Below are 20,388 nucleotides of genomic sequence, written 5' to 3' on the forward strand. Positions count from 1 at the left end.
CGCGGCTTCAAGCCATCAGGAGAGTGCCGTCTCTCGTTTGAGTAGCTGCTGTTTGCGCTCGACGCCCCAGCGGTAGCCGCTGATGTCGCCGTCCCGACGCACAACCCGGTGACACGGGATGGCCACGGCAATGTGGTTGGCCGCGCAGGCCATGGCGACTGCACGCACCGCTTTGGGCGCACCGATGCGCTCGGCGATGTCGGTGTAGCTGACCCGGCTGCCGGCCGGCACCTCGCGCAGGGCCTGCCACACCCGCTCCTGAAACGCCGTGCCCTGTACATCCAGCGGCAAGGTCAGGCCCAGCGCCGGGGCTTCGACGAAGCCCACCACTTCGGCAACCAGCTGTTCGTAGGCGCTGTCGCCGCCAATCAGACGGGCTTTGGGGAACTGGTCCTGCAAGTCTTGCAACAGGGCCTCGGGATCGTCGCCCAACAGAATCGCGCAAATACCCTTCTCGCTTTGGGCCACCAGGATCGCGCCCAGTGAACACTGACCGATGGCGAAATGGATCGTTGCCCCGGTACCCCCAGCACGGAATTGCCGGGGGCGCATGCCCAGGCGCTGACCGGCGCTTTCGTAGAAGCGGCTGTTGGAGTTGTAGCCCGCATCGTAGATGGCGTCAGTGACTGAACGCTCACCGTCTTCCAGGTGCGCACGCACACGCCGGGCGCGGAAGGCGGTGGCGTAGGCCTTGGGGGTTACGCCGGTTTCAGCCTTGAACAAACGGTGCAGGTGGAAGGAGCTGACAGCCAGTTGCGCACTGAGCTGGTCGAGGCTGGGGGCAGGGTCGCAGGTTTCGATCAGGCGACAGGCGCGGGTGACCAACTGGCTGTGGCGGCTGGTGCTGGCTTTGCTGATGCAACGTTTGCAGGCGCGGTAACCGGCCGCTTCGGCGGCAACGGGGGTGTCGTAGAACTCGACGTTGCTGCGCTTGGCCATGCGAGACTTGCAACCGGGGTGGCAGTAGACGCCGGTGGTGCGCACGGCGTAGACGAAGTGGCCGCTGGCGTTGGAGTCACGGGACTCGACGGCTTGCCAACGTTGGTCAGGGGTTGTGTAGTGGTTCATCTAGAAATTCCGGATAAGTGGTTGCCTGTACCGGCCTCTTCGCGGGCAAGCCCGCTCCCACAGGTACTCCACGGTGCTTGAGAATTGTTCACCCGCGAAAGGGCCGGCACAGGCAGTACAAAAGCCTCAGGCCCGCCACAGGTACCAGGCCGCCACGGTACGGTAAGGCCGCCAGCCGCCACCCAGCGAGCGCATCTGCGCAGGCGTTGGCGCCTTCTCCAGCCCCTTGAGCCGTCGATAGCCCTCGCGCACACCAAAATCGTCCACTGGCAGAATGTCCGACCGCTCCAGGCTGTAGATCAGCAGCATCTCCACCGTCCACCGCCCTACCCCACGCAATGCCACCAGGCGCTCGATCAGGGCTTCATCAGCCATGGCCAATGCCTCTTCCCGCGTCGGCACCAGGCCTTCCAGCCGGGCCTGGGCAATGCCCTGCACCGTGGCCATCTTGCTTGCCGAAAACCCACAGGCACGCAGGGTGTCCGGGCTGACAGCCAGCAGTTGCTCAGGTGCCGGGAACGCAACCTGCGGGAACAGCGCCAGCAACCGGCCAAGGATCGCCTCTGCGGCGCGGGCATGCAGCTGTTGGTAGGCAATCGCCCTTACCAACGCCTCGTAAGGCTCACGCCCCGGTGTGGCCTGGTGCAGGCAGGGCCCAATGGCAGCAATGTGCCGCGACCAGTCCGGGTCGAGCGCAGCCAGGTAATCGGTCGCCTCGCGGTAGGCCTGCGGCGAAAGGTCGGCAAGAATCATGGCGGCTCCATCAAGTCGATTGCAGGTCCAGCTTAGCGCAGCCGTTCATCGGGCAAACGCCGGTTCTTGCTCGGCTAATTCCTGGCATACCATTGCTCCACGCCATCATCCCCGCATAGAATTGAGAACAATTCACAATCGCACACATCAAGGGACCGGGCCTTCGCTACGATGCAGATCAACGACACGCTCAAACCGGCCGAGGTCGCTCTGCTGTACCAGTCCCACCATGCCTGGCTGCGCGGCTGGTTGCGTAGCCGGGTCGGTTGCGGCGAGCATGCCGCCGACCTGGCTCAGGATACCTTCGTACGCTTGCTGCGCGCCCGCCAGGTATCACCGCTGAAAGAGCCGCGCGCCTACCTCAGCAGCATCGCCCGTGGCCTGATGATCGACCAGTTCCGCCGCCGCGCGCTGGAGCGGGCCTACCAGGAAAGCCTTGCGCACTTGCCCGAGGCTGAAGTGCCCAGCGAGGAAGAACGGTTGGTCATCCTCGATGCCCTGGAGCGCCTGGACCGTGCCCTGCACCAGTTGAAACCGCGTGTACGCCAGGCGTTTCTGCTGGCCCAACTGGACGGTTTGAGCATCGTGCAGATCGCCCACCAGCTGGACGTATCCCGCGCCACCATCGAGCGCGACCTGGCCAAGGCCCTGGGCGTCTGCTACCGGTTGCGCTATGCCGACACCTGACAGCACACCCGCGCAGGCACAGGTCGACCAGGCGATCGACTGGCTGGTAAAACTGCGTTTCGACCGCCCCAGCGCACGCACCGAGCAACAGTTCCGGCAATGGCTGGCCAGCCACCCGCACAACCCGCTGGCCTGGCAACGTGTCAGCCACCTCAGTGACGAGATGGCCGCGTTGCCCAAGGACCTGAGCCGGCGCACCCTGGATGGCGGCCAGCGCCAACGCGTCAGCCGCCGAAACCACCTTAAGTTGCTGGGGCTCTTGGCGGTGGGCGGCAGCCTGGGCTGGGCTGCACGCGAACCGTTGGGCCTGCCACAACTGCTGGCCGACAGCAGCACCGCCACAGGTGAACGGCGCCAATGGCAAGGCAGCGACGGCAGCCGCATCCAGCTCAACACCGCCAGCGCCATCGACTTGCGCTACAGCGCAGCGCAGCGCCGGCTGGAACTGATCCACGGCGAGGTCAGCCTGGACAGCAACCCGAATGACAACCGACCGTTCCGTATCGACACCCATGTCGGCGCGCTGACCACACTCGGCAGCCAGCTGTTGCTGCGCGAAAACAGCCAGGGCCTGCTGCTGTCGGTGCGTCGTGGTGAAGTTACGCTGTTCCCCTCCTCCGCGTCTGCGCGGCAAATCGAGCAGGGCGAAACCTTGCAGGTCGGGGCAAATGGCAGCATCCACGCAGTGACGCTGCACAGCGACCCATGGGGCTGGACCGACGGTGTTCTCAGTGTGCAGCAGATGCCATTGGCCGAATTTGTCGCCGAACTCGGCCGGTACCGTCCAGGCCTGTTGCGCTGCGCGCCTGAAGTGGCAAGCTTGAAAGTGTCTGGCACCTTTCAGTTGGCTGACACCGAGCGGGTCCTGCAACTGCTCACTCGCAGCCTGCCTGTGCGGGTCGACTACCGGACACGCTTCTGGGTAAACGTCGGCGCAGCCTGAAAGGTCATCATTGCGCTACAGCGCGGATGCGCCCAGCACGCCGATACGACTGCCTGGCAAAACACACGAACAACCCGGCCATCAGCGCCAGCGCCATGGGCAAGCCATGTGGCGCCACATTCATTGCCGCGCCACTGAGCAGCGGCCCGATCAGGCTCCCCACGCCCCACAGCAACCCTACGCTGGCGTTGGCAGTGACCAGGTCCTGGCCTTTGAAGCGTTGCCCGATCAACACCAGCGCCAAGGTATAGATACCCCCTGCCACCGCGCCCAGTACCACCAACAGCGGCCACAGCAGCCAGGTGAGGTTCAACAGCCAAGGCAGGCCGATGCCGATCGCCATCGCCACCAGCCCGCACACCAGGTGCAGCCCGGTGCGCTCCACCCGGTCGGCCAGCCAGCCCAGCGGCAGTTGGAACAGCATGTCGCCAGCAAACACCACAGTCACCATCAGCGCCGCGACGCCCACGGCAAAGCCATGGCTGGTGGCATACACCGGCAACAGCGACAGCACCACGGCATCGAAGAACGAGAAGAACAGCACGGCCACGCACAGCGCCGGCGCCACACGGAAGAACCCGGCCAAGCCAAAGCTCTTTTCGCCCTCTTCATGTTCGACATGGTCGTTGGGCACGGTCAGCACGATGCACAGCAGCGCCAGGCCATAGCAGGCGGTGACCACCCCGGTGATCCACGGGCTATCGGCACCCAGCACCGCCAGCATGGCTGGGCCGAGCACCTGAAAGCCGGTGAAGCTGGTGGCATACAGGGCCATGATCTTGCCGCGGTTGTGCTCCGGGCACAGCTCGTTGACCCACGACTCGCCGAGGATGATGGCAATCCCCATGCCCAGCCCGAGGCCCAGGCGCAGCAGCGCCAGCAGCCACAACGAACCGAATGCCGACTCGAGCAAAGCAATGCTGACCGTGCACAGGCTGAAACACAGCAAGTAGATGGTGCGCCGGGTGAGGTGACGGCAGCAGGCATCGACCAGAAACGCTGAGAGCATCATGCCCGCAGCAGGGATGGCCGAGATGATGCCGATTTCCAGGGTGCTCGCCCCCGCCTCATGCAGGCGCAACGACACCAGCGGCAAGCTGGCCCCCAAACTGAAACCCACGACCGACACGGCGAACAACAGGCCCGCCAGCAAACGCATGTTCATGTACCACTCCTTGCAAACAGAAAAGACGTGCAGACACAGGCGCGCACGCCAGGGTGGCGAGCGACGCAAAAGCGCAGATCAGTTCAGGCGAGGTGTGGCGAGAAGGTGAAGGCAAACAGCACGCTGCGGCGGCGCTTGAGCACCGTGTCGCTCGGCCACGCACGACGCAAGGCCTGGAAGGCAGGCTGACGGGCGTGTGGCAGGGACTGGGTACGGCGCATTGCTTTGACTACTACGCAGGTGGTTGGAAAAAGAGGCGGCACTCTAGGCCAAGGGTGTCAGGTCGTCAATCGTCGGGGCTGCAACGCAGCCCCAGTGATATCAGCGTTTACCCGTAGACGGCAAGAACACCGCCAACAAGCCGAACAGCGGCAGGAACGAGCATACCCCATACACATATTCAATGCCGCGCAGGTCCGCCACATACCCCAGCAGCGCCGCACCAATGCCGCCAAAGCCGAACATCAGCCCGAAGAAGATACCGGCGATCATGCCCACGCTGCCCGGTACCAGCTCCTGCGCATACACCACGATCGCGGAAAACGCCGACGCCAGGATAAAGCCGATCACCACGCTCAACACCGTGGTCCAGAACAGGTCGGCATACGGCAGTGCCAAGGTGAACGGCGTCACGCCCAAAATCGAGAACCAGATCACCGCCTTGCGCCCGATGCGGTCACCGATCGGCCCACCAAAGAACGTGCCGGCCGCCACCGCGCCGAGGAACAGGAACAGGTGCAGCTGCGAGCTGGCCACCGACACATCGAACTTCTCGATCAGGTAGAAGGTGAAGTAGCTGGTGAAGCTGGCCATGTAGAAGTACTTGGAGAACACCAGCAAGCCCAACACGATCAGCGCCGCGATCACCCGGTTGCGCGAGATGCCGTGGGTGGCTTGCACCGCCTTGCGCGCCTTGGCCTGGTTGAGGTGCTCCTTGTACCAGCCACGCAGCATCAAGGTCACGCCAAAGAAGAACAGCGCGGCCAGGCCGAACCAGGCGACGTGGGTCTGGCCGAATGGAATGACGATGGCCGCCGCCAGCAGCGGGCCCAGGGCCGAACCGGTGTTGCCGCCCACCTGGAAGGTCGATTGGGCCAGGCCGAAGCGCCCGCCAGAGGCCAAGCGTGCAATACGCGAGGTTTCCGGGTGGAACGTCGATGAGCCGATACCGACCAGCGCCGAGGCCAGCAAGATCATCGGGAAGCTGCCCACGAAGGCAAGCATCACGATGCCCACCAGCGTGCACAAGGTGCCCATCGGCAACAGGTTCGGTGTCGGCCGGCGGTCGGTGAAAAAGCCGACCCAGGGTTGCAGCAACGAAGCGGTGATCTGGAACGTCAGCGTGATCAGGCCGATCTGGGCAAAGCTCAGGTCGTAGTTGGCCTTGAGCATCGGGTAGATCGCCGGCAGCACCGACTGGATCAGGTCATTGATCAGGTGCGCCAGGGCGCAGAAACCAATGATGCGCATCACCAGCGGCGTGGCTTGGTTTGCCGTTGCGTGGGTGGACGCGGTGGAGGCACTACTGATGGCCATTTGCCTAAATCTCCGTCCTCAGGTTTGGGATCCGATTATCAGGAAACAAATAGATACATAGCTACCTTTTTTATCCCTCCGTCGCGACCTACTTGAAAATGGTTCTCAATATAATTAGCATCCTTGACCCATACCCCTGTCATCGTTGGGCGAAACGGCCCCTATCGTGAGCAGACCTACCCATGAGCCCGATGCCCGCCATGCAACTGCAGCCCGACCCACAGCAGGAAGCGCTGGAGTGGTTTTCGCTATTGCGCCAACCCGGCTGTGACGAAGCCCAGCGCCAGGCATTCGCGGCCTGGTGCCAGGCCCCCGATAACGCTCGCGCCTATGCAGAGCTGGAAACGTTCTGGCAACAGTTGCAGCCACCACCCGCCCGCCCCCGCTCACGGCAGGTCACCGTGCGCCGCAGTCACCTGGGCAAATGGCTGGCACTTGTGTTCCTGCTTGTATTAAGCGCCGCAGCCTACCTCTACTGGCCGCTGATGCAGCGCCTGGCCAGCGAGCTGCACACCGACGTGGGCGAACGCCGCAGCACGCGCCTGGCAGATGGCACCACGCTTAACATGGACAGCGCCAGCGCCATGAACGTCGACCTGCGCGGCCGTACGCGTCAACTGCACCTGGTGCAGGGCCAGGTGTACCTGGAGGTTGTGCTCGATGGACGGGCGATGGAAGTGGAAGTGGGCAGCACACGCATCCAGGTGTTCGGCACTCGCCTGCAGGTCGCCCGCCATGCAGATCATGATGAACTCGTGGTAATCAGTGGCAAGGCCATGGTCACCCAAGGGGGGGATCAACGCATGGTCTCGGCGGGTGAGCGGGTTACCTTTGATGACATGCGTATCGACCCAGTGCAGAAAGCCGACCTGAAAACCGCCGACAGCTGGCGCAACGGCCGCCTGAAAGCCACCGACATGCCTCTGGGGCAGGTGCTGGAGCGCCTTGCCGGGTACCAGGGGCAACGCCTGTGGATGATGGATGAACACATGGCCCATCGGCGCGTAAGCGGTGATTTCAACCTCGACAGGCCACAGGAAAGCCTGCAAGCCTTGGCTGCGGCCCAGCATTTGCAGCTTCAGGGCGTGCTCGGCCACTGGCTTGTAGTGCGCTGAAACCGCGCCCGGCCGCTAAGTTTTTGAAAGCGTGCAAATTTTTTTTGAAATGAGTGTTGACAGGGGGGGCGTTCAAGAGAATAATGCGCGCCATCGGCTACATAGCTCAGTTGGTTAGAGCATAGCATTCATAATGCTGGGGTCCGGGGTTCAAGTCCCTGTGTAGCCACCAAACAAGACGAAGGGCTTACCGCAAGGTAAGCCCTTTTTCTTTGCCTGCGAAAAAGTTAGCGCCGGGCAATACCCTCACTTACAGCCAAGGCCGCCCCTGCTGCAACTACAGCGCCAGAGCCAATGCCACGATCACGATCACGATCACGATCAGGGCTATCGCTTTCAGCCCCTGACTCGAAAGGCACTGGTTGCAGATAAAAAGCGGGCTGGCTGCAGGCGCCTGCCATGGCCATCCCCCCGTCATGCAATCGACACTTCACCGTATGCCGGTTACGGCTACCGCAAGGCCAAGCCCGATCAGCGCCAGGCCTATGGCACGGTCCACCAGCATTTGCCGTTCGATCATGGCCTTGCGCAGTGCCGTGCTGGAGAAGAACACCGCCACCAGGCTGAACCACAGCCAATGGGTAAAGGACATGAACGCGCCGTAGGCGAAGTCCAGCACCAACGGGCTGCCGGGCTGGACGACCTGGGTGAACGCACTGATGACAAACAACATGGTCTTGGGGTTGAGGGCATTGGTCAGAAAGCCCGTTCGCAGGGCTTGCAGCACGCCACCAGCGGTTTGCCCTACACCCTCCAGGCTGATGCGCCGGGTATTGGTCAATGACTGGTAGCCCAGATAGATCAGGTATCCCGCACCCAGCACTTTCATGGTGAAGAACAATGTCGGGCTCTGGCTGATGAGCACTGCAATGCCCAACACCGTGTACAGCACGTGCACCTGCACGCCCAGCGCAATACCCACGGCAGCGGCCAGCCCGGCCCTTCGGCCCTGTGCATAACTGCTGCGGGTGACCATGGCGAAATCGGCGCCAGGGCTGATGACGGCGAGCAAGGTAAACAGGGCGACGGCGATGAGTTCGGTCATGCGGGAGGCTCTCGATAGGCGATGGAAATGCACAGACCGGGGGATTATCGATCGCTCATGAACATGGAAAAATCGATTTATAGTGGTGCATATCTGATAGTTTTTCTCACAGAGGTGTTTTGCCAGTACTGGCCTTTTCGCGGGCACGCCCGCTCCCACAGGCTTTTCACAGGCATCTGGAGCTGTGTTGTACCTGTGGGAGCGGGCGTGCCCGCGAAGAGGCCGGGCCTGAAAACATGCAAACCATGAAACTGCCGCCACTCAACGCCCTCCGCTACTTCGACATCGCCGCCCGGACCGAAAGCTTCGTGCGCGCCGCCGAGCACCTGCACGTCACCCACGGCGCCGTCAGCCGCCAGGTACGCCTGCTTGAAGAACACCTCGGCGTGGACCTGTTCGAACGCCGTAACCGGGCCATTTTCCTCACCCCAGCCGGCCGCGCCCTGCAAGGCACTACCCAGGCAATCTTCGAACAGCTCGAAGGCGCCGTGCAGCGCTTGCAACAACAGGCCCGCGACAATGTGCTGGTGCTGTCCTGCGAGCCGACCATCGCCATGCGCTGGCTGATCCCGCGCCTGCCTCGCTTCCATGCCGACCACCCCGACCTGCAGTTGCACCTGGTAGCCGCAGGCGGGCCGCTGGACTTCGCCCGTAGCGGTGTCGACCTGGCAATCCGCCGCGACGACTTTCACTGGGATAACCAGCTGTACAACCAGAAAATCTGCGACGAATGGATCGGCCCGGTGTGCCGCCCTACCGCCCCCAACCCGCTGAACGGCCAGCGCCTTCTGCACAGCACCACCCGCCCCGGCGCCTGGCCCACCTGGTTACGCCTCAGCGGCCAGCAGGCGCGGCATAACGAACGCAGCGACTACGAGCACTTCTACCTGTCGATCCAGGCCGCCAGCGCCGGCTTGGGCGTGGCCATGGCCTCAGCCCTGATGGTGCGCGACGAACTCGACAGCGGGCAGTTGCAGGCGCCCTTCGGTTTTGTGCGCGATGGTTCAGCCTACTACCTGCTCAGCCCACAGCCGGTCGAAGACGGCGGCAAGCGCCAGCGTTTTGCCGAATGGGTCACACGCGAATGCCAGCGCTGCCTGGCTCACTTGGGCTTGATGCAGAACGACGAGCCAGCGCTGCCATCGCCGCCCCAGGTGCGATAGCCGGCGGTGTCCACATGGATACGCCCGGACGGGTAGCGCCCCAGGCCCATGTTCCAGGCCTGGCCATACTGCTGCCAGAAGCGGCACAGCGGGTTGGGATCAGCCCAGGCCGGCAACAGGATATCGACGGCGAAGGCGCGGGTATGGGCACTGTTGGCAGCACCGCCCGCGCAGGTATTCAGGCGTGGGTTACGGTAGGCGGAGACCACTTCGAACGGGCGCAGGATGCCTTGATCATCAAGCGTCTTGATCAGCGAGAGGGTCGAACGTACAGCCGACCAGTTGCTGGCAGGCGGTACGGCAAAAGGAGACGCCTGGCACAGCCTCCAGTCCGAGGCCGAGCGCAGCAACTGGTGGATAGGCAATACACCGTAAAGACGGGCATCCACCAGCATTTCACGGAAAGGCCGGGTTTGATGCTCGCCAGCCCATTGCGCGAACATCCACAGGTCGCGTTCGTCGGCATGTGCAGCACCAACAATCAGCAGGCCCGCCACCAGAAGCCGTTTTTTCATCCTTTATCCATCCGTGCATAGAGAACAAAGAAAACCAGGCCAGAGGTGGTAGCGGCTATGCTCGGTCAGTCCTCAAGCAGGGTGCACGCCATCACCAGCGCGTCTTCGCGTCCCCCGGCAACCGGATAATAGTCGCGGCGGCGGCCGATTTCGTTGAAGCCGTAGCGCTCATACAAACGATAGGCCGACTGGTTGCTGGCACGCACCTCCAGGAAGCACTCGCGACCATTGAGCTGGTAGGCCCGGGCCATCAGGTGCTCCAGCAGGCGCAGGCCCAGGCCACGGCCCTGGTTTTCAGGTTTGACGGTGATGTTGAGCAGGTGCGCCTCGTCGATGATCACGTTGATCACGCCATGGCCTACCTGCTGCTGGCCGTCGAACATCAGCCAGATTTCGTACGACTTGAGCGCATCCAGAAAGATCCCGCGGGTCCAGGGATGACTGAACGCGGCATATTCGATCTTAAGTACGGCATCCAGATCCGCCTCGGTCATCGGGCGGAAACTGATCGATTCACTCATTCAACGCGCTTCCAGCGCGCCATCAGCTGGCGCATGGCTTTCCAGACGTCCGCCTTGCGCTGCGGCTCGTCCATCAACAGTTCAAGGCCCGGCAGTGCCCAGGCATCGCCCAGGCCGTCGAGCGTCAGGGTTTGGTAATAGGCGTCGGCGTCGGCATTGGCGGCAAAGCGCAGCGCCGGCAGGCCGATCAGCCACAGGCAGGTGCTCGGGGCATCTTCGAGGCGCGCCTGGACAAAACCCCGGACAAAATCACGCGCGGCTTCCGGCCCCTGGTCCATGTTGCCTCGCACCAGCAAGGGCCAGCGCACCGGTTCGCCGATGATCTGCGGGGCGTCAGGCAGGCCGGCGGCGCGCAGCATGTCCTTGAGCAGCAGGTAGGACGGGTCGCGGCTCTGGAACGGCTGGCCGGTGGCCAGTTCGACCAGCAGCAGGCAACTGCCGGCGCGCAGCAGTTGCAGCGAGAAACGCGGGGGCGGCACGGGGGCAGGTCGCGGCGGTGCGGGCTGTTCCTCGGCCTCGACAGGCTTGGCAGCCGGTTTGGGCGCACTGCCCGGGCGCGGGATTTCGATTTTTGGCCGCTCGCCGGAGCGAGCCTGAGGGGCGGCGGGCGCATTGTTTGCAGCCGGTGCCGGCCTGACCTCGAAATCGATGTCCTCGACCGGTGCCACCGGCAGCAGCAGCTCGGGGCGCGACGGTGCGGCGAACGCCAGTTCGGCGCGCGGCAGCCAGTGCACCACTTGCATGGCGGAAAGGTAGGCGCGGCGACGGGGTTCGGTCAGCAAGGGGCGGGTATCCAGGGGGCGAAAACAATTGGACATTCTAACGTGTACGCCTTGGTTTTTGCAGCGCCTATCAGACCGAGCGCCGCCCGCGCGGCGCATCGCGAGCTACGCTCGCTCCTACGTTTGTTTCGGGCCAATTATTCCTGTGAGTTTTGCGCGCGTAGGCCTTGGCGCATGACGCGATATCGCGTCGTATAAACAAGGCGATCGTGCGCGCCTGGCACAGGCGTTACCGGCCAGAAACAAACGTAGGAGCGAGCGCAGCTCGCGATGCGCCGCGCGGGCGGCGCTCGATCTCACAACCAACCCAGAAACACCGCCATACACCCATAAAGCAAAAGGTTATCTGTCATTACAGACCAAGGGGTGAAAACCTCCCCCCCGGATGCAGTACAATCGCCCCCTTTTTCTTGGCAACGAGTCGAAGCCAATGATCGAACCCAAGCGCGTCCTGCGCGCCCTAGCCGAACACTGGGCCCTGATCGAGCCGCTGTGCGAGCGTTTCGACCAGGGCACCCTGAGCCTGGTCGAGCTGCGCCAGCATGTGGCCCGCCAGCAGGTCGAGAGTACCCCGCAGGACATCACCCAGCTGCTCGACGTATGGATCCGCCTGGATATCCTGGTCCCGGTGGCCAAAAGCCCGAACCGTTTCGAGCTCAACGCGCAGATCCACGACTTCCTCGCCTACCTGCGCCGCGAACACCGGCTGGGCCTGTGCCTGGAGATCGAAGCCTACCTGCGCCACCTGGAACGCCTGGCCGGCCACATCCAGGACGCCTTCGACAACCGCGACAGCGACGACCTGGCGCGCCAGCTGCGCCTGCTCGACATGCGTGTGCGCGATGTGCTGAAAAAGCTCGATAACGACGAGCAGGCGCTGGTGGCCGTGGCCGAACGGGCCAAGACCAGCAACCGCCAGATCCCGCTACGTCAGCGTTATGCCGAAGTACTGGCCACCTGGGACGAATACGTCGAGCCGATGATCCAGCTGGTGAACGCCGACGGCGCCTTCGAACAAGGCGTGCGCAAGGTCGAGACCGTGCTGCTGAAGCTGCTGGGCGAACAGGCCCGCCTGGGCCACCTGGTCGACGACGACATGCTGCTGCGTACCCACGCGCGCATCCTGGAAATGCAGACCAGCGCCCAGCTCACCCTGCGCCATGCCCGTGAACTGCTGCTGCCGCTGCGTGAAGAAGCCCGCCGGCACAACGCCGTGACCCGTGGCGCTGCGCTGGCCCTGTCGGTGATCCGGCGCAAGGGCATCGATGCCGTGCCGCAAGCGGCCATGCCGATGTTCACCCGCCCGCAAAGCACCTTCCTGGGCAGCGCGAGCCAGGTAGAGGCCTATGTGTACGCCCTGGCCCGCTTCGAGCCCAAGCCGGCGCGCTTCCCCAAAGCCCACAAGACCCAGTCCGGCGCCCTGCCCCGTGCACCGCGCACGGTCAAAGAGATGGCCGAACGCTGCGAACAGGCCCTGCCGCTGCCCGACCTGATGGTCTGGCTGCTGGAGCAGGAACCCGAGGGCGCCACCGACGAGCTGCTGTACTGGTTCTCGCGCCTGTCGCGGGAAAAGCGCTTCAAGCGCGAACGCCTCGACCGCCGCGAATACACCACCCAGGAACACTTGGTCAGCCTGCGCTCGTTCGCCCTGACCTCCAGCCGCGAAGACGCCACCAGCGCGCCTACCGAACCCAACGCGAGCCCAGCCCATGCATCTTGATCTTTCCGAACTGTCCCAGCTCGCACCGATCTTCCGCGAGCTGTTCAAAGGCTTCCACGTCAGCCGCCGCGACCCCGAGCTGTACGCCCAGCTGTCGAACTTCCAGGACCAGTACCGTACCCTGTTCAAGGCCCTGGGCTTCGAGCTGGTGTGCGATACCCGTGGTTTCTACTACTTCGTGCCGGACATGACCGCCGCACAGGTGAACAAGACCGCGCAGCGCCTGTCGCTGTTCACCTTCATTCTGGTCGAGCACCTGGCCGACCAGGGCCGCGACCCGATGGCCGTGCTCGATGGCGGCAGTATTGGCCGTGACGAGCTGCCCTCGCTGCTGGACAAGTACCGCGACCTGTTCCTGCAGGCCGAAGTGCAGACCGTGGACGAGCTGGAAGAAAAAATCCTGCGCCGCATGACCCAGCTTGGTTTCGCCTTTGAGGAAGGCGGCATCTACCGCTTCTTGCCGCCGATGCACCGCTTCCTTGATGTGTGCCTGTCGGTGCAGCAGGACCGCGACCTGGCCGCCACCCTGCACAGCGACCTGCCGCTGCCCACCCCGGTACTGGTCGAGGAAGAAAGCCCCGAAGAACTCAACCGCACCGACGACCCGCTGGACCTCAGCCCGTTCGACGGCGAGGAGAGCGAAGAAGAAGCCCTGGCCCGGGCCATCCGCGAAGAGCAACAGGAGATTGACGCATGAGCCAGGAACGCTACGGCATCCGCCGCTTTGCATTGCTCAACACCGCCGGCTACAGCCTTGGCCTGTTCCCGCTGGAGCACCCGCTGTCGGTCTACGGCGCCAACAACCTGGGTAAATCCGCGTCGATCAACGCCCTGCAGTTCCCGATCCTGGCGCGCATGTCGGACATGAGCTTCGGCAAGTACAGCCTGGAGCAGTCGCGTCGCTTCTACTTCGCCAGCGACACTTCGTACATTCTCTGCGAACTGAGCCTGCCGCACGGCCCGCACGTGATCGGCGTGGTCGGCCGCGGCCCAGGTGGCGGTTTCGGCCACCAGTTCTTTGCCTACAAGGGCGAACTGGACCTGGCCCACTACCAGAAGAACGACACCTGCCTGCGCCAGAAAGAGCTGTTCACCAACCTTGAGCGCCTGGGCATCAAGGCCTACGAGCTGAAGCCGGACGAACTGCGCCGCCTGCTGGTTGGCGGCCACACCTCGGTGCCGCTGGACCTGACCATGATCCCGCTGCGCTCCACCAGCGAGCAAAGCCTGAAAACCTTCCGCGCGCTGTTCATCAACCTGCTGCACATGCGCGAAATCACCGCCGCCAAGCTCAAGCAGCTGTTCCTCGACGCGTTCGAGCACAGCCTGCGTTCGGGCAGCGTCGACTACATCGCCGCCTGCGAAGAAGCGTTCCGCGACGTGCGCCGCATGGAGCAGGATTACAACGCCCTGGTCGCCGCCGGCCCGCTGGTCGAGGCCCTGGCCGGTGGCGTGGCCCAGCGCGACATCCTGCGCGGCAAGCTGCACCGCATTTCGCCCGTACTCGACACCCTGCTGGGCACCTGGCAGGAATACGCCATGGCGCGCAAGGAAGAGCTGGTCATCCAGTCCGAGCACTACCGTGGCGAGCAGGACCGCCTGCAGAACGACCAGCGCGGCGGCACCCAGGAGCTGATGCGCCTGGAGCGTGAAATCACCGGCATCCAGCGCTGGCTGGGCGAGCTGTCGGTGCTCAAGCACCGCTTTGCCCTGGTCGATGACGTCAAGGTGCTGGAGCAGCAGCTGCTGGCAGCCAAGGACGCCCACGACGAACTGGCCGGCGCCCTGGCCCAGTCGCGGCAGTTCAGCGCCGAAGACCTGGACGAGCGCGTACGCGACCTGGAAAAACGCCTGAAGCAGGTCAAGCAGCAGCTCGACCACGCCGACAACAACAGCTACGCCCGCCTGCGCGAAGAGTTCTCGCAAGCCGACGTCGACCGCCTGATGCGCCTGTTCAACGGCGCGCTGTTCAGCCTGCCGCTGGGCGACCGTGGCATCGAGCTGGACGACAGCGACCTGTGGGTAAAATCGCTGGAAGCGGTGCTCGACGGCTTCAAGGGCGAGCGCTTCGAAGCCCCGGGCCTGGCCATCGACCTGACCAACATCGACCCGCCGGCACTGCAGGCGCTGGCCGACCGTGCCGCCCTGCGCGACCAGAAAGAGCGTCTGGAAAAAGAGCTGAAACAGCTCAAGACCCAGCAAGCCGTAGCCGCCGACCGCTCTGCCTCCAAGGCGCAAACCGAAACCCTGTACCAGGAAGTGCTGGATGCGCAAAAGGCGCTGGAAGACTTCCGCCGCAGTGAAACCCTCAGCGCCGAAGAGCCAGAGAAGCTGGAGCAACTGTCGCAGCTGGAAGCTGCCCAGGACGAATTGAAGCGTTCCAGCGACGCCTTCACCGAGCGCGTCCAGCAGCTGTCGGCGAAGCTGCAGCTGGTCGGCCGCCAGATCGGCGACCTCGAGTCCAAGCAACGCACCCTGGAAGACGCCCTGCGCCGTCGTCAACTGCTTCCGGCCGACCTGCCCTACGGCACGCCGTTCATGGAAGCCATCGACGACTCGATGGACAACCTGCTGCCGCTGCTCAATGACTACCAGGACAGCTGGCAAGGCCTGCAGCGCGTGGATAACCAGATCGAGGCGCTGTACGCCCAGGTGCGCCTGAAAGGCGTGGCCAAGTTCGACAGCGAAGACGACATGGAACGCCGCCTGCAACTGCTGGTGAACGCTTACGCGCACCGCACCGACGAAGCCCTGACCCTGGCCAAGGCACGCCGCGCTGCAGTCACCGACATTGCCCGTACCCTGCGCAACATCCGCAGCGACTACGACAGCCTCGAGCACCAACTGGCCCTGTTCAACCGCGAGATCAACAAGCGGCAGGTGTCCAACCTCGAAAGCTTCCGCGTGGTGCTGGCGCCGAACAAGGAAGCGCTCAAGCACATCGACCAGATCATCCACAGTGCCGGCCAGTACGAAGAAGGCGAAACCCTGTCGGTGTTCGACCTGACCCAAAGCGCCGAGCAGGACAACAAGAACGAAGAAGCCAAGGAGTACTTGGCACGGCTGGTGGCGGCCAACCACAACCAGCTGGGCCTAAAGGACCTGTTCGAGCTGGCGTTCGAGATCACCAAGGTCAACGGCCAGCCGATCATCCACGCCGACATCGACGGCGCGGCGTCCAACGGCACCACCATGACCATCAAGGCGCTGACCAACATGTACCTGTTGCTGCACCTGATGGACCGTGACCTGGCCGGGCGCATTCGCCTGCCGTACTACCTGGATGAGGCAGCAGACATCGACGAACGCAACCAGGCAGCACTGCTGGAAACCAGCCTGCAGCTGGGCTTTGTGCCGATTCTGGCGAGTGTGAAGCCGCAGGTGTCGGCGCGCGTGGCGATCGACCTGGAAGGCGGTAGCGGGCCGAATGGCATCTACATCGACGAGGCGGACTGGAAGTTCATCAGCCGGCTGGATGAGGTGAAGGCGGTTGTGCGGGAGGATCAGGCCGAAGAGTTGGCCTGAGGTAACCAGGGCCGCTTTGCGGCCCATCGCGACCTGCGGTCGCTCCTACAGGGGTATCGCAATCTCCCGTAGGAGCGACCGCAGGTCGCGATAGGAGGCCGAATGGCCTCCCGGCGATCTACAAGGTTATCAATGCGCCCAAGGCAAGATCGGTATCGCGGTCACCGCATTCTGCGGGCTGCCTTCGATCATGCGGTCGCTGTACACCAGGTACACCAGCGTATTGCGCTTCTTGTCCAGGAAGCGCACCACCTGCATGGTCTTGAACACCAGCGAGGTGCGCTCCTTGAACACCTCCTCGCCGTCTTTCAACTCACCCTTGAAGTTGATCGGCCCGACCTGACGGCAGGCAATCGATGCCTCTGCCCGGTCCTCGGCCAGCCCCAACCCACCCTTCACACCGCCTGTCTTGGCCCGCGACAGGTAGCAGGTCACGCCCTCGACCTTGGGGTCGTCGAACGCCTCGACCACGATGCGGTCATTCGGCCCGAGGAACTTGAACACGGTGGACACCTGGCCGATTTCCTCGGCCCCGGCCAGCATGGGCAGCACCAGCGCTGCCACGCCGATCACCCGCTTGAACAGACTCATACCAGCACCAGGTTGTCGCGGTGCACCAGCTCCGGCTCGGCGCTGTAGCCCAGCAGGCTTTCGATGGCATCGGACGGCTGGCCAATGATCTTCTGCGCTTCCAGGGCGCTGTAGTTGGCCAACCCGCGCGCCACTTCCAGACCGTCCGGGCCGACGCACACCACCATCTCGCCACGGCGGAAACTGCCCTGCACCGTCTTCACGCCAACCGGCAGCAAGCTCTTGTTGGCCTGGCGCAGCGCCTGCACGGCACCGGCGTCCAGCACCAGGGTGCCACGGGTTTGCAGGTGGCCGGCCAGCCACTGCTTGCGTGCAGCGAGCATGCCGCGCTCGGGCGACAGCAGAGTCCCCAGGCGCTCGCCCGCCTTGAGGCGGTCCAGTACGCGCTCGATACGGCCACCAATGATGATGGTGTGGGCACCGGAACGGGCAGCCAAGCGTGCAGCGCGCAGCTTGGTCTGCATGCCGCCACGCCCCAGGGCACCACCGGTGCCACCGGCCACGGCGTCCAGCGACGGGTCGTCGGCGCGGGCTTCGTAAATCAGCTGGGCTTCGGGGTTGTTGCGTGGGTCGGCGTCGAACATGCCATCGCGGTCGGTGAGAATCACCAGCAGGTCGGCCTCGACAAGGTTGGCCACCAGTGCCGCCAAGGTGTCGTTGTCGCCGAAACGGATCTCGTCGGTGACCACGGTGTCGTTTTCGTTGATCACCGGCACCACGCCCAGGTCGACCAGCGTGCGCAGAGTGCTGCGGGCGTTCAGGTAACGCTTGCGGTCGGACAGGTCGTCATGGGTCAGCAGGATCTGCGCGGTGTGCTTGCCGTGCTCGCCGAAGCTCGACTCCCACGCCTGCACCAGGCGCATCTGGCCGAGCGCGGCAGCGGCCTGCAGCTCGTTCATCGCGCTCGGTCGCGAAGTCCAGCCCAGCTGGCTCATGCCGGCAGCCACGGCCCCGGAGGAGACCAGTACCAACTCCACGCCTGCCTCACGCAGCGCGACCATCTGCTCGACCCAAACGGCCATGGCACCGCGGTCGAGGCCCTTGCCATCGGCGGTCAGCAGAGCACTGCCAATCTTCACGACCCAGCGCTTGGCGCCCGTCACCTTGCTTCGCATCTTCTTCCAACCTATGTCGAATCTGTAGATACCGTGGATACAAAAACGCCGCTCCAGAGAGCGGCGTTTAGTGTACTGCAACCGATCAGTCGCGCACGTAAATGATTTCCGGGCCGTCTTCGTCGTCCTCGAAATCATCGTCCCACCCGTCATCGTCGCCGATGTCGTGCACGCTCTTGACGCCGGTACGGCGCAGGGTACGCGCGTCGTCCAGGGCCTGCAGCTGGGCACGGGCTTCGTCTTCGATGCGCTGGTCGAGATCGGCCAGCTCTTCGGCGTAGGCCGGGTCGTTGGCCAGGCGGTCGGCGCGGTCTTCGAGGTAGCGCATCAGGTCGTGGCTGAGCTTTTCGGTGCCCTGCTTGGAGATGGCCGAAATCACGTAGACCGGGCCTTCCCATTGCAGGCGCTCGACCACTTCCTGAACGCGCGCTTCGCGCTCGTCTTCCATGACCATGTCGGCCTTGTTCAGCACCAGCCAGCGCTCACGCTCTGCCAGCGACGGGCTGAAGCGGGTCAGCTCGTTGACGATCACTTCGGCGGCATCGGCCGGGCTGCTTTCGTCCAGCGGCGCCATGTCGACCAGGTGCAGCAGCACGCGGGTACGCGCCAGGTGCTTGAGGAAGCGGATACCCAGGCCGGCACCGTCGGAAGCACCTTCGATCAGGCCGGGGATGTCGGCGATGACGAAGCTCTTCCAGCGGTCGACGCTGACCACGCCCAGGTTCGGTACCAGGGTGGTGAACGGGTAGTCGGCCACTTTCGGCTTGGCGGCGGAAACCGAGCGAATGAAGGTGCTCTTACCGGCGTTCGGCAGGCCCAGCAGGCCCACGTCGGCCAGCACTTTCATTTCCATCTTCAGGTCGCGCTGGTCACCTGGTTTACCCGGGGTGGTCTGGCGCGGTGCACGGTTGGTGCTGGACTTGAAGCGGGTGTTGCCCAGGCCGTGCCAGCCGCCTTGGGCGACCATCAGTTTCTGACCCGGGGTCACCAGGTCACCGATCACTTCCTGGGTGGAAGCGTCGATCACGGTGGTGCCGACCGGCACACGCAGGAACAGGTCGTCGCCTTTCTTGCCGGTGCAGTCGGTGCTGCCGCCGTTGGCGCCGCGCTGGGCCTCGTGGTGACGGGTGTAGCGATAGTCGACCAGGGTGTTGAGGTTTTCGTCAGCGACCATGTACACCGAGCCGCCGTCGCCACCGTCACCGCCGTTGGGGCCACCGTTCTCGATGAATTTTTCGCGACGGAAGCTCATGCAACCGTTGCCGCCGTCACCGGCCTTGACCCGAATGGATACTTCGTCAACAAACTTCATTAAAACCGCCTCTCGTCGGCAGACGAGCTGAATGACTCAAAAACATGAGGCTCTTGCAAAAATGAGCGCGGCGGCCCCGTACGACCGTAGAAACCAACGCCGGCAACCCAGACAAACAGCTTTGCAAGAGGCTCACCACAAACGAAAAAGCCCCGTCGCATGACGGGGCTTCTGGAGCGACGTCGCGATTAAGCGGCGACGATGCTCACGTAACGGCGCATGAACTCGCCTTTTTTCTCGAACTTGATCACGCCTTCGATCTTGGCGAACAAGGTGTGGTCCTTGCCCATGCCAACGCCGTAGCCAGCGTGGAATTCGGTGCCGCGCTGACGGACGATGATGTTGCCTGGCTTGATAACCTGGCCGCCATACATCTTCACGCCAAGGCGTTTAGATTCTGAGTCGCGACCGTTACGAGTACTACCACCAGCCTTCTTGTGAGCCATGGTTCAATTCTCCAAATAAATTCAGGGGATCTAGGGGATTAAGCCTGGATGCCGGTGATTTTGATCTCGGTGAACCACTGGCGGTGGCCCATACGCTTCATGTGGTGCTTACGACGACGGAACTTGATGATGCGAACCTTGTCGTGGCGGCCTTGCGAAACAACTTCGGCCACTACTTTAGCGCCAGCAACAACTGGAGCACCGATGGTGACTTCTTCACCGTTGGCGACCAGCAGAACGCGATCGAAGGTCACGGATTCGCCAGTGGCGACTTCCAGTTTTTCGATCTTGAGGAATTCACCTTCAGCGACTTTGTACTGCTTGCCGCCGGTAACGATTACTGCGTAAGACATGGTATTTCTCCGATAATCCTGCTCACCCAGCGC

At 63.5% G+C, this 20,388-nt stretch carries 21 protein-coding genes and 1 tRNA gene; 8 read left to right on the plus strand and 14 right to left on the minus strand.

Translation table 11 applies throughout. From position 1 onward, the window contains the following. Nucleotides 1–15: 15 nt before the first annotated feature. A complete protein-coding gene (gene ada / locus ACF8R4_RS15405; RefSeq protein WP_060500217.1) occupies nucleotides 16–1,068 on the minus strand; it encodes a bifunctional DNA-binding transcriptional regulator/O6-methylguanine-DNA methyltransferase Ada in 1,053 nt (350 codons plus the stop codon). Between the two features lie 126 nt (nucleotides 1,069–1,194). Beyond that, nucleotides 1,195–1,821: a DNA-3-methyladenine glycosylase gene (locus ACF8R4_RS15410; RefSeq protein WP_060500218.1), complete on the minus strand. Its 627-nt coding sequence runs from the start codon at nucleotides 1,819–1,821 to the stop codon at nucleotides 1,195–1,197. Between the two features lie 171 nt (nucleotides 1,822–1,992). Here ACF8R4_RS15410 and ACF8R4_RS15415 point away from each other — a divergent pair, with 171 nt between their 5' ends. Both ACF8R4_RS15415 and ACF8R4_RS15420 read left to right on the plus strand, forming a co-directional pair. Then, entirely contained in the window at nucleotides 1,993–2,508 is a 516-nt protein-coding gene (locus ACF8R4_RS15415; RefSeq protein ID WP_060500220.1) for a sigma-70 family RNA polymerase sigma factor, read from the plus strand. Next, complete coding sequence (locus ACF8R4_RS15420) at nucleotides 2,495–3,451, plus strand: FecR domain-containing protein (protein WP_060500222.1); 957 nt, start codon at nucleotides 2,495–2,497, stop codon at nucleotides 3,449–3,451. The genes ACF8R4_RS15415 and ACF8R4_RS15420 overlap by 14 nt, the downstream gene beginning before the upstream one ends. A gap of 7 nt (nucleotides 3,452–3,458) precedes the next feature. Here the strand turns inward: ACF8R4_RS15420 and ACF8R4_RS15425 are convergent, their stop codons facing one another. From ACF8R4_RS15425 to ACF8R4_RS15435, 3 genes are all read right to left on the minus strand, one after another. Next, nucleotides 3,459–4,616: an MFS transporter gene (locus tag ACF8R4_RS15425; protein ID WP_060500224.1), complete on the minus strand. Its 1,158-nt coding sequence runs from the start codon at nucleotides 4,614–4,616 to the stop codon at nucleotides 3,459–3,461. Nucleotides 4,617–4,699: 83 nt separating this feature from the next. Further along, nucleotides 4,700–4,837: a hypothetical protein gene (locus ACF8R4_RS15430; RefSeq protein WP_003247435.1), complete on the minus strand. Its 138-nt coding sequence runs from the start codon at nucleotides 4,835–4,837 to the stop codon at nucleotides 4,700–4,702. Nucleotides 4,838–4,937: 100 nt separating this feature from the next. Next, nucleotides 4,938–6,152, minus strand: coding sequence for an MFS transporter (locus tag ACF8R4_RS15435; RefSeq protein WP_060500226.1), 1,215 nt, complete (start codon nucleotides 6,150–6,152; stop codon nucleotides 4,938–4,940). A gap of 191 nt (nucleotides 6,153–6,343) precedes the next feature. On the opposite strand from ACF8R4_RS15435, the gene ACF8R4_RS15440 reads away from it, so the two are divergent. Continuing rightward, nucleotides 6,344–7,267 carry a FecR domain-containing protein gene (locus tag ACF8R4_RS15440; RefSeq protein WP_164525223.1) on the plus strand — a complete coding sequence of 308 codons (924 nt, stop codon included), beginning with the start codon at nucleotides 6,344–6,346 and terminating at the stop codon, nucleotides 7,265–7,267. Nucleotides 7,268–7,362: 95 nt separating this feature from the next. Then, a tRNA-Met gene (locus ACF8R4_RS15445) sits at nucleotides 7,363–7,439 on the plus strand. A gap of 258 nt (nucleotides 7,440–7,697) precedes the next feature. Here the strand turns inward: ACF8R4_RS15445 and ACF8R4_RS15450 are convergent. After that, nucleotides 7,698–8,312 carry a LysE family translocator gene (locus ACF8R4_RS15450; protein WP_060500231.1) on the minus strand — a complete coding sequence of 205 codons (615 nt, stop codon included), beginning with the start codon at nucleotides 8,310–8,312 and terminating at the stop codon, nucleotides 7,698–7,700. Between the two features lie 245 nt (nucleotides 8,313–8,557). Here ACF8R4_RS15450 and ACF8R4_RS15455 point away from each other — a divergent pair, with 245 nt between their 5' ends. After that, entirely contained in the window at nucleotides 8,558–9,475 is a 918-nt protein-coding gene (locus tag ACF8R4_RS15455) for a LysR substrate-binding domain-containing protein (protein WP_060500268.1), read from the plus strand. On the opposite strand, the gene ACF8R4_RS15460 is transcribed toward ACF8R4_RS15455, so the two are convergent. From ACF8R4_RS15460 to ACF8R4_RS15470, 3 genes are all read right to left on the minus strand, one after another. After that, the gene (locus ACF8R4_RS15460) at nucleotides 9,415–9,990 is read right to left on the minus strand and encodes a D-Ala-D-Ala carboxypeptidase family metallohydrolase (protein ID WP_164524124.1); all 576 of its coding nucleotides are present in this window, start codon (nucleotides 9,988–9,990) and stop codon (nucleotides 9,415–9,417) included. The two genes, ACF8R4_RS15455 and ACF8R4_RS15460, sit on opposite strands and share 61 nt — an antisense overlap. A gap of 65 nt (nucleotides 9,991–10,055) precedes the next feature. Next, nucleotides 10,056–10,511, minus strand: a complete 456-nt coding sequence (rimI, locus tag ACF8R4_RS15465) for a ribosomal protein S18-alanine N-acetyltransferase (protein WP_060500236.1) — start codon at nucleotides 10,509–10,511, stop codon at nucleotides 10,056–10,058. After that, the gene (locus ACF8R4_RS15470; RefSeq protein ID WP_104835389.1) at nucleotides 10,508–11,293 is read right to left on the minus strand and encodes an energy transducer TonB; all 786 of its coding nucleotides are present in this window, start codon (nucleotides 11,291–11,293) and stop codon (nucleotides 10,508–10,510) included. The genes rimI and ACF8R4_RS15470 overlap by 4 nt, the downstream gene beginning before the upstream one ends. Before the next feature lie 430 nt (nucleotides 11,294–11,723). On the opposite strand from ACF8R4_RS15470, the gene mksB reads away from it, so the two are divergent. Genes mksB through mksF form a run of 3 tightly spaced genes read left to right on the plus strand, consistent with a single transcriptional unit; the run spans nucleotide 11,724 to nucleotide 16,538 of the window. Then, nucleotides 11,724–13,013, plus strand: coding sequence for an Mks condensin complex protein MksB (gene mksB, locus ACF8R4_RS15475; protein ID WP_016713342.1), 1,290 nt, complete (start codon nucleotides 11,724–11,726; stop codon nucleotides 13,011–13,013). Next, complete coding sequence (gene mksE / locus ACF8R4_RS15480) at nucleotides 13,003–13,710, plus strand: Mks condensin complex protein MksE (protein ID WP_104833488.1); 708 nt, start codon at nucleotides 13,003–13,005, stop codon at nucleotides 13,708–13,710. Before mksB ends, mksE begins: the two co-directional genes overlap by 11 nt. Further along, complete coding sequence (gene mksF, locus ACF8R4_RS15485) at nucleotides 13,707–16,538, plus strand: Mks condensin complex protein MksF (protein ID WP_200929085.1); 2,832 nt, start codon at nucleotides 13,707–13,709, stop codon at nucleotides 16,536–16,538. Before mksE ends, mksF begins: the two co-directional genes overlap by 4 nt. Before the next feature lie 129 nt (nucleotides 16,539–16,667). Here the strand turns inward: mksF and ACF8R4_RS15490 are convergent, their stop codons facing one another. The 5 genes from ACF8R4_RS15490 to rplU form a co-directional block, all read right to left on the minus strand. Then, nucleotides 16,668–17,129 (minus strand): CreA family protein, encoded by a 462-nt coding sequence (locus ACF8R4_RS15490; protein WP_019096697.1) that lies wholly within the window; start codon nucleotides 17,127–17,129, stop codon nucleotides 16,668–16,670. Continuing rightward, entirely contained in the window at nucleotides 17,126–18,244 is a 1,119-nt protein-coding gene (gene proB / locus ACF8R4_RS15495) for a glutamate 5-kinase (RefSeq protein WP_060500241.1), read from the minus strand. Before proB ends, ACF8R4_RS15490 begins: the two co-directional genes overlap by 4 nt. Before the next feature lie 85 nt (nucleotides 18,245–18,329). Continuing rightward, nucleotides 18,330–19,556 (minus strand): Obg family GTPase CgtA, encoded by a 1,227-nt coding sequence (gene cgtA / locus ACF8R4_RS15500; RefSeq protein WP_223623698.1) that lies wholly within the window; start codon nucleotides 19,554–19,556, stop codon nucleotides 18,330–18,332. A 188-nt stretch (nucleotides 19,557–19,744) separates the two neighbouring features. Then, entirely contained in the window at nucleotides 19,745–20,002 is a 258-nt protein-coding gene (gene rpmA, locus ACF8R4_RS15505) for a 50S ribosomal protein L27 (RefSeq protein ID WP_003247464.1), read from the minus strand. Nucleotides 20,003–20,040: 38 nt separating this feature from the next. Beyond that, nucleotides 20,041–20,355 carry a 50S ribosomal protein L21 gene (rplU, locus tag ACF8R4_RS15510; protein WP_003247466.1) on the minus strand — a complete coding sequence of 105 codons (315 nt, stop codon included), beginning with the start codon at nucleotides 20,353–20,355 and terminating at the stop codon, nucleotides 20,041–20,043. Nucleotides 20,356–20,388: the final 33 nt, after the last annotated feature.

Origin of the sequence: Pseudomonas sp. FYR_2 (genome assembly GCF_043106425.1) — a bacterium.
Lineage (GTDB): Bacteria > Pseudomonadota > Gammaproteobacteria > Pseudomonadales > Pseudomonadaceae > Aquipseudomonas > Aquipseudomonas monteilii.

What these genes read in the sequence shown, in the direction of transcription:
- ada (WP_060500217.1), bottom strand. Translation starts at nt 1,068, where the DNA reads ATGAACCACTACACAACCCCTGACCAACGTTGGCAAGCCGTCGAGTCC.
- ACF8R4_RS15410 (WP_060500218.1), bottom strand. Translation starts at nt 1,821, where the DNA reads ATGATTCTTGCCGACCTTTCGCCGCAGGCCTACCGCGAGGCGACCGAT.
- ACF8R4_RS15415 (WP_060500220.1), top strand. Translation starts at nt 1,993, where the DNA reads ATGCAGATCAACGACACGCTCAAACCGGCCGAGGTCGCTCTGCTGTAC.
- ACF8R4_RS15420 (WP_060500222.1), top strand. Translation starts at nt 2,495, where the DNA reads ATGCCGACACCTGACAGCACACCCGCGCAGGCACAGGTCGACCAGGCG.
- ACF8R4_RS15425 (WP_060500224.1), bottom strand. Translation starts at nt 4,616, where the DNA reads ATGAACATGCGTTTGCTGGCGGGCCTGTTGTTCGCCGTGTCGGTCGTG.
- ACF8R4_RS15430 (WP_003247435.1), bottom strand. Translation starts at nt 4,837, where the DNA reads ATGCGCCGTACCCAGTCCCTGCCACACGCCCGTCAGCCTGCCTTCCAG.
- ACF8R4_RS15435 (WP_060500226.1), bottom strand. Translation starts at nt 6,152, where the DNA reads ATGGCCATCAGTAGTGCCTCCACCGCGTCCACCCACGCAACGGCAAAC.
- ACF8R4_RS15440 (WP_164525223.1), top strand. Translation starts at nt 6,344, where the DNA reads ATGCCCGCCATGCAACTGCAGCCCGACCCACAGCAGGAAGCGCTGGAG.
- ACF8R4_RS15450 (WP_060500231.1), bottom strand. Translation starts at nt 8,312, where the DNA reads ATGACCGAACTCATCGCCGTCGCCCTGTTTACCTTGCTCGCCGTCATC.
- ACF8R4_RS15455 (WP_060500268.1), top strand. Translation starts at nt 8,558, where the DNA reads ATGAAACTGCCGCCACTCAACGCCCTCCGCTACTTCGACATCGCCGCC.
- ACF8R4_RS15460 (WP_164524124.1), bottom strand. Translation starts at nt 9,990, where the DNA reads ATGAAAAAACGGCTTCTGGTGGCGGGCCTGCTGATTGTTGGTGCTGCA.
- rimI (WP_060500236.1), bottom strand. Translation starts at nt 10,511, where the DNA reads ATGAGTGAATCGATCAGTTTCCGCCCGATGACCGAGGCGGATCTGGAT.
- mksB (WP_016713342.1), top strand. Translation starts at nt 11,724, where the DNA reads ATGATCGAACCCAAGCGCGTCCTGCGCGCCCTAGCCGAACACTGGGCC.
- mksE (WP_104833488.1), top strand. Translation starts at nt 13,003, where the DNA reads ATGCATCTTGATCTTTCCGAACTGTCCCAGCTCGCACCGATCTTCCGC.
- mksF (WP_200929085.1), top strand. Translation starts at nt 13,707, where the DNA reads ATGAGCCAGGAACGCTACGGCATCCGCCGCTTTGCATTGCTCAACACC.
- ACF8R4_RS15490 (WP_019096697.1), bottom strand. Translation starts at nt 17,129, where the DNA reads ATGAGTCTGTTCAAGCGGGTGATCGGCGTGGCAGCGCTGGTGCTGCCC.
- proB (WP_060500241.1), bottom strand. Translation starts at nt 18,244, where the DNA reads ATGCGAAGCAAGGTGACGGGCGCCAAGCGCTGGGTCGTGAAGATTGGC.
- cgtA (WP_223623698.1), bottom strand. Translation starts at nt 19,556, where the DNA reads ATGAAGTTTGTTGACGAAGTATCCATTCGGGTCAAGGCCGGTGACGGC.
- rpmA (WP_003247464.1), bottom strand. Translation starts at nt 20,002, where the DNA reads ATGGCTCACAAGAAGGCTGGTGGTAGTACTCGTAACGGTCGCGACTCA.
- rplU (WP_003247466.1), bottom strand. Translation starts at nt 20,355, where the DNA reads ATGTCTTACGCAGTAATCGTTACCGGCGGCAAGCAGTACAAAGTCGCT.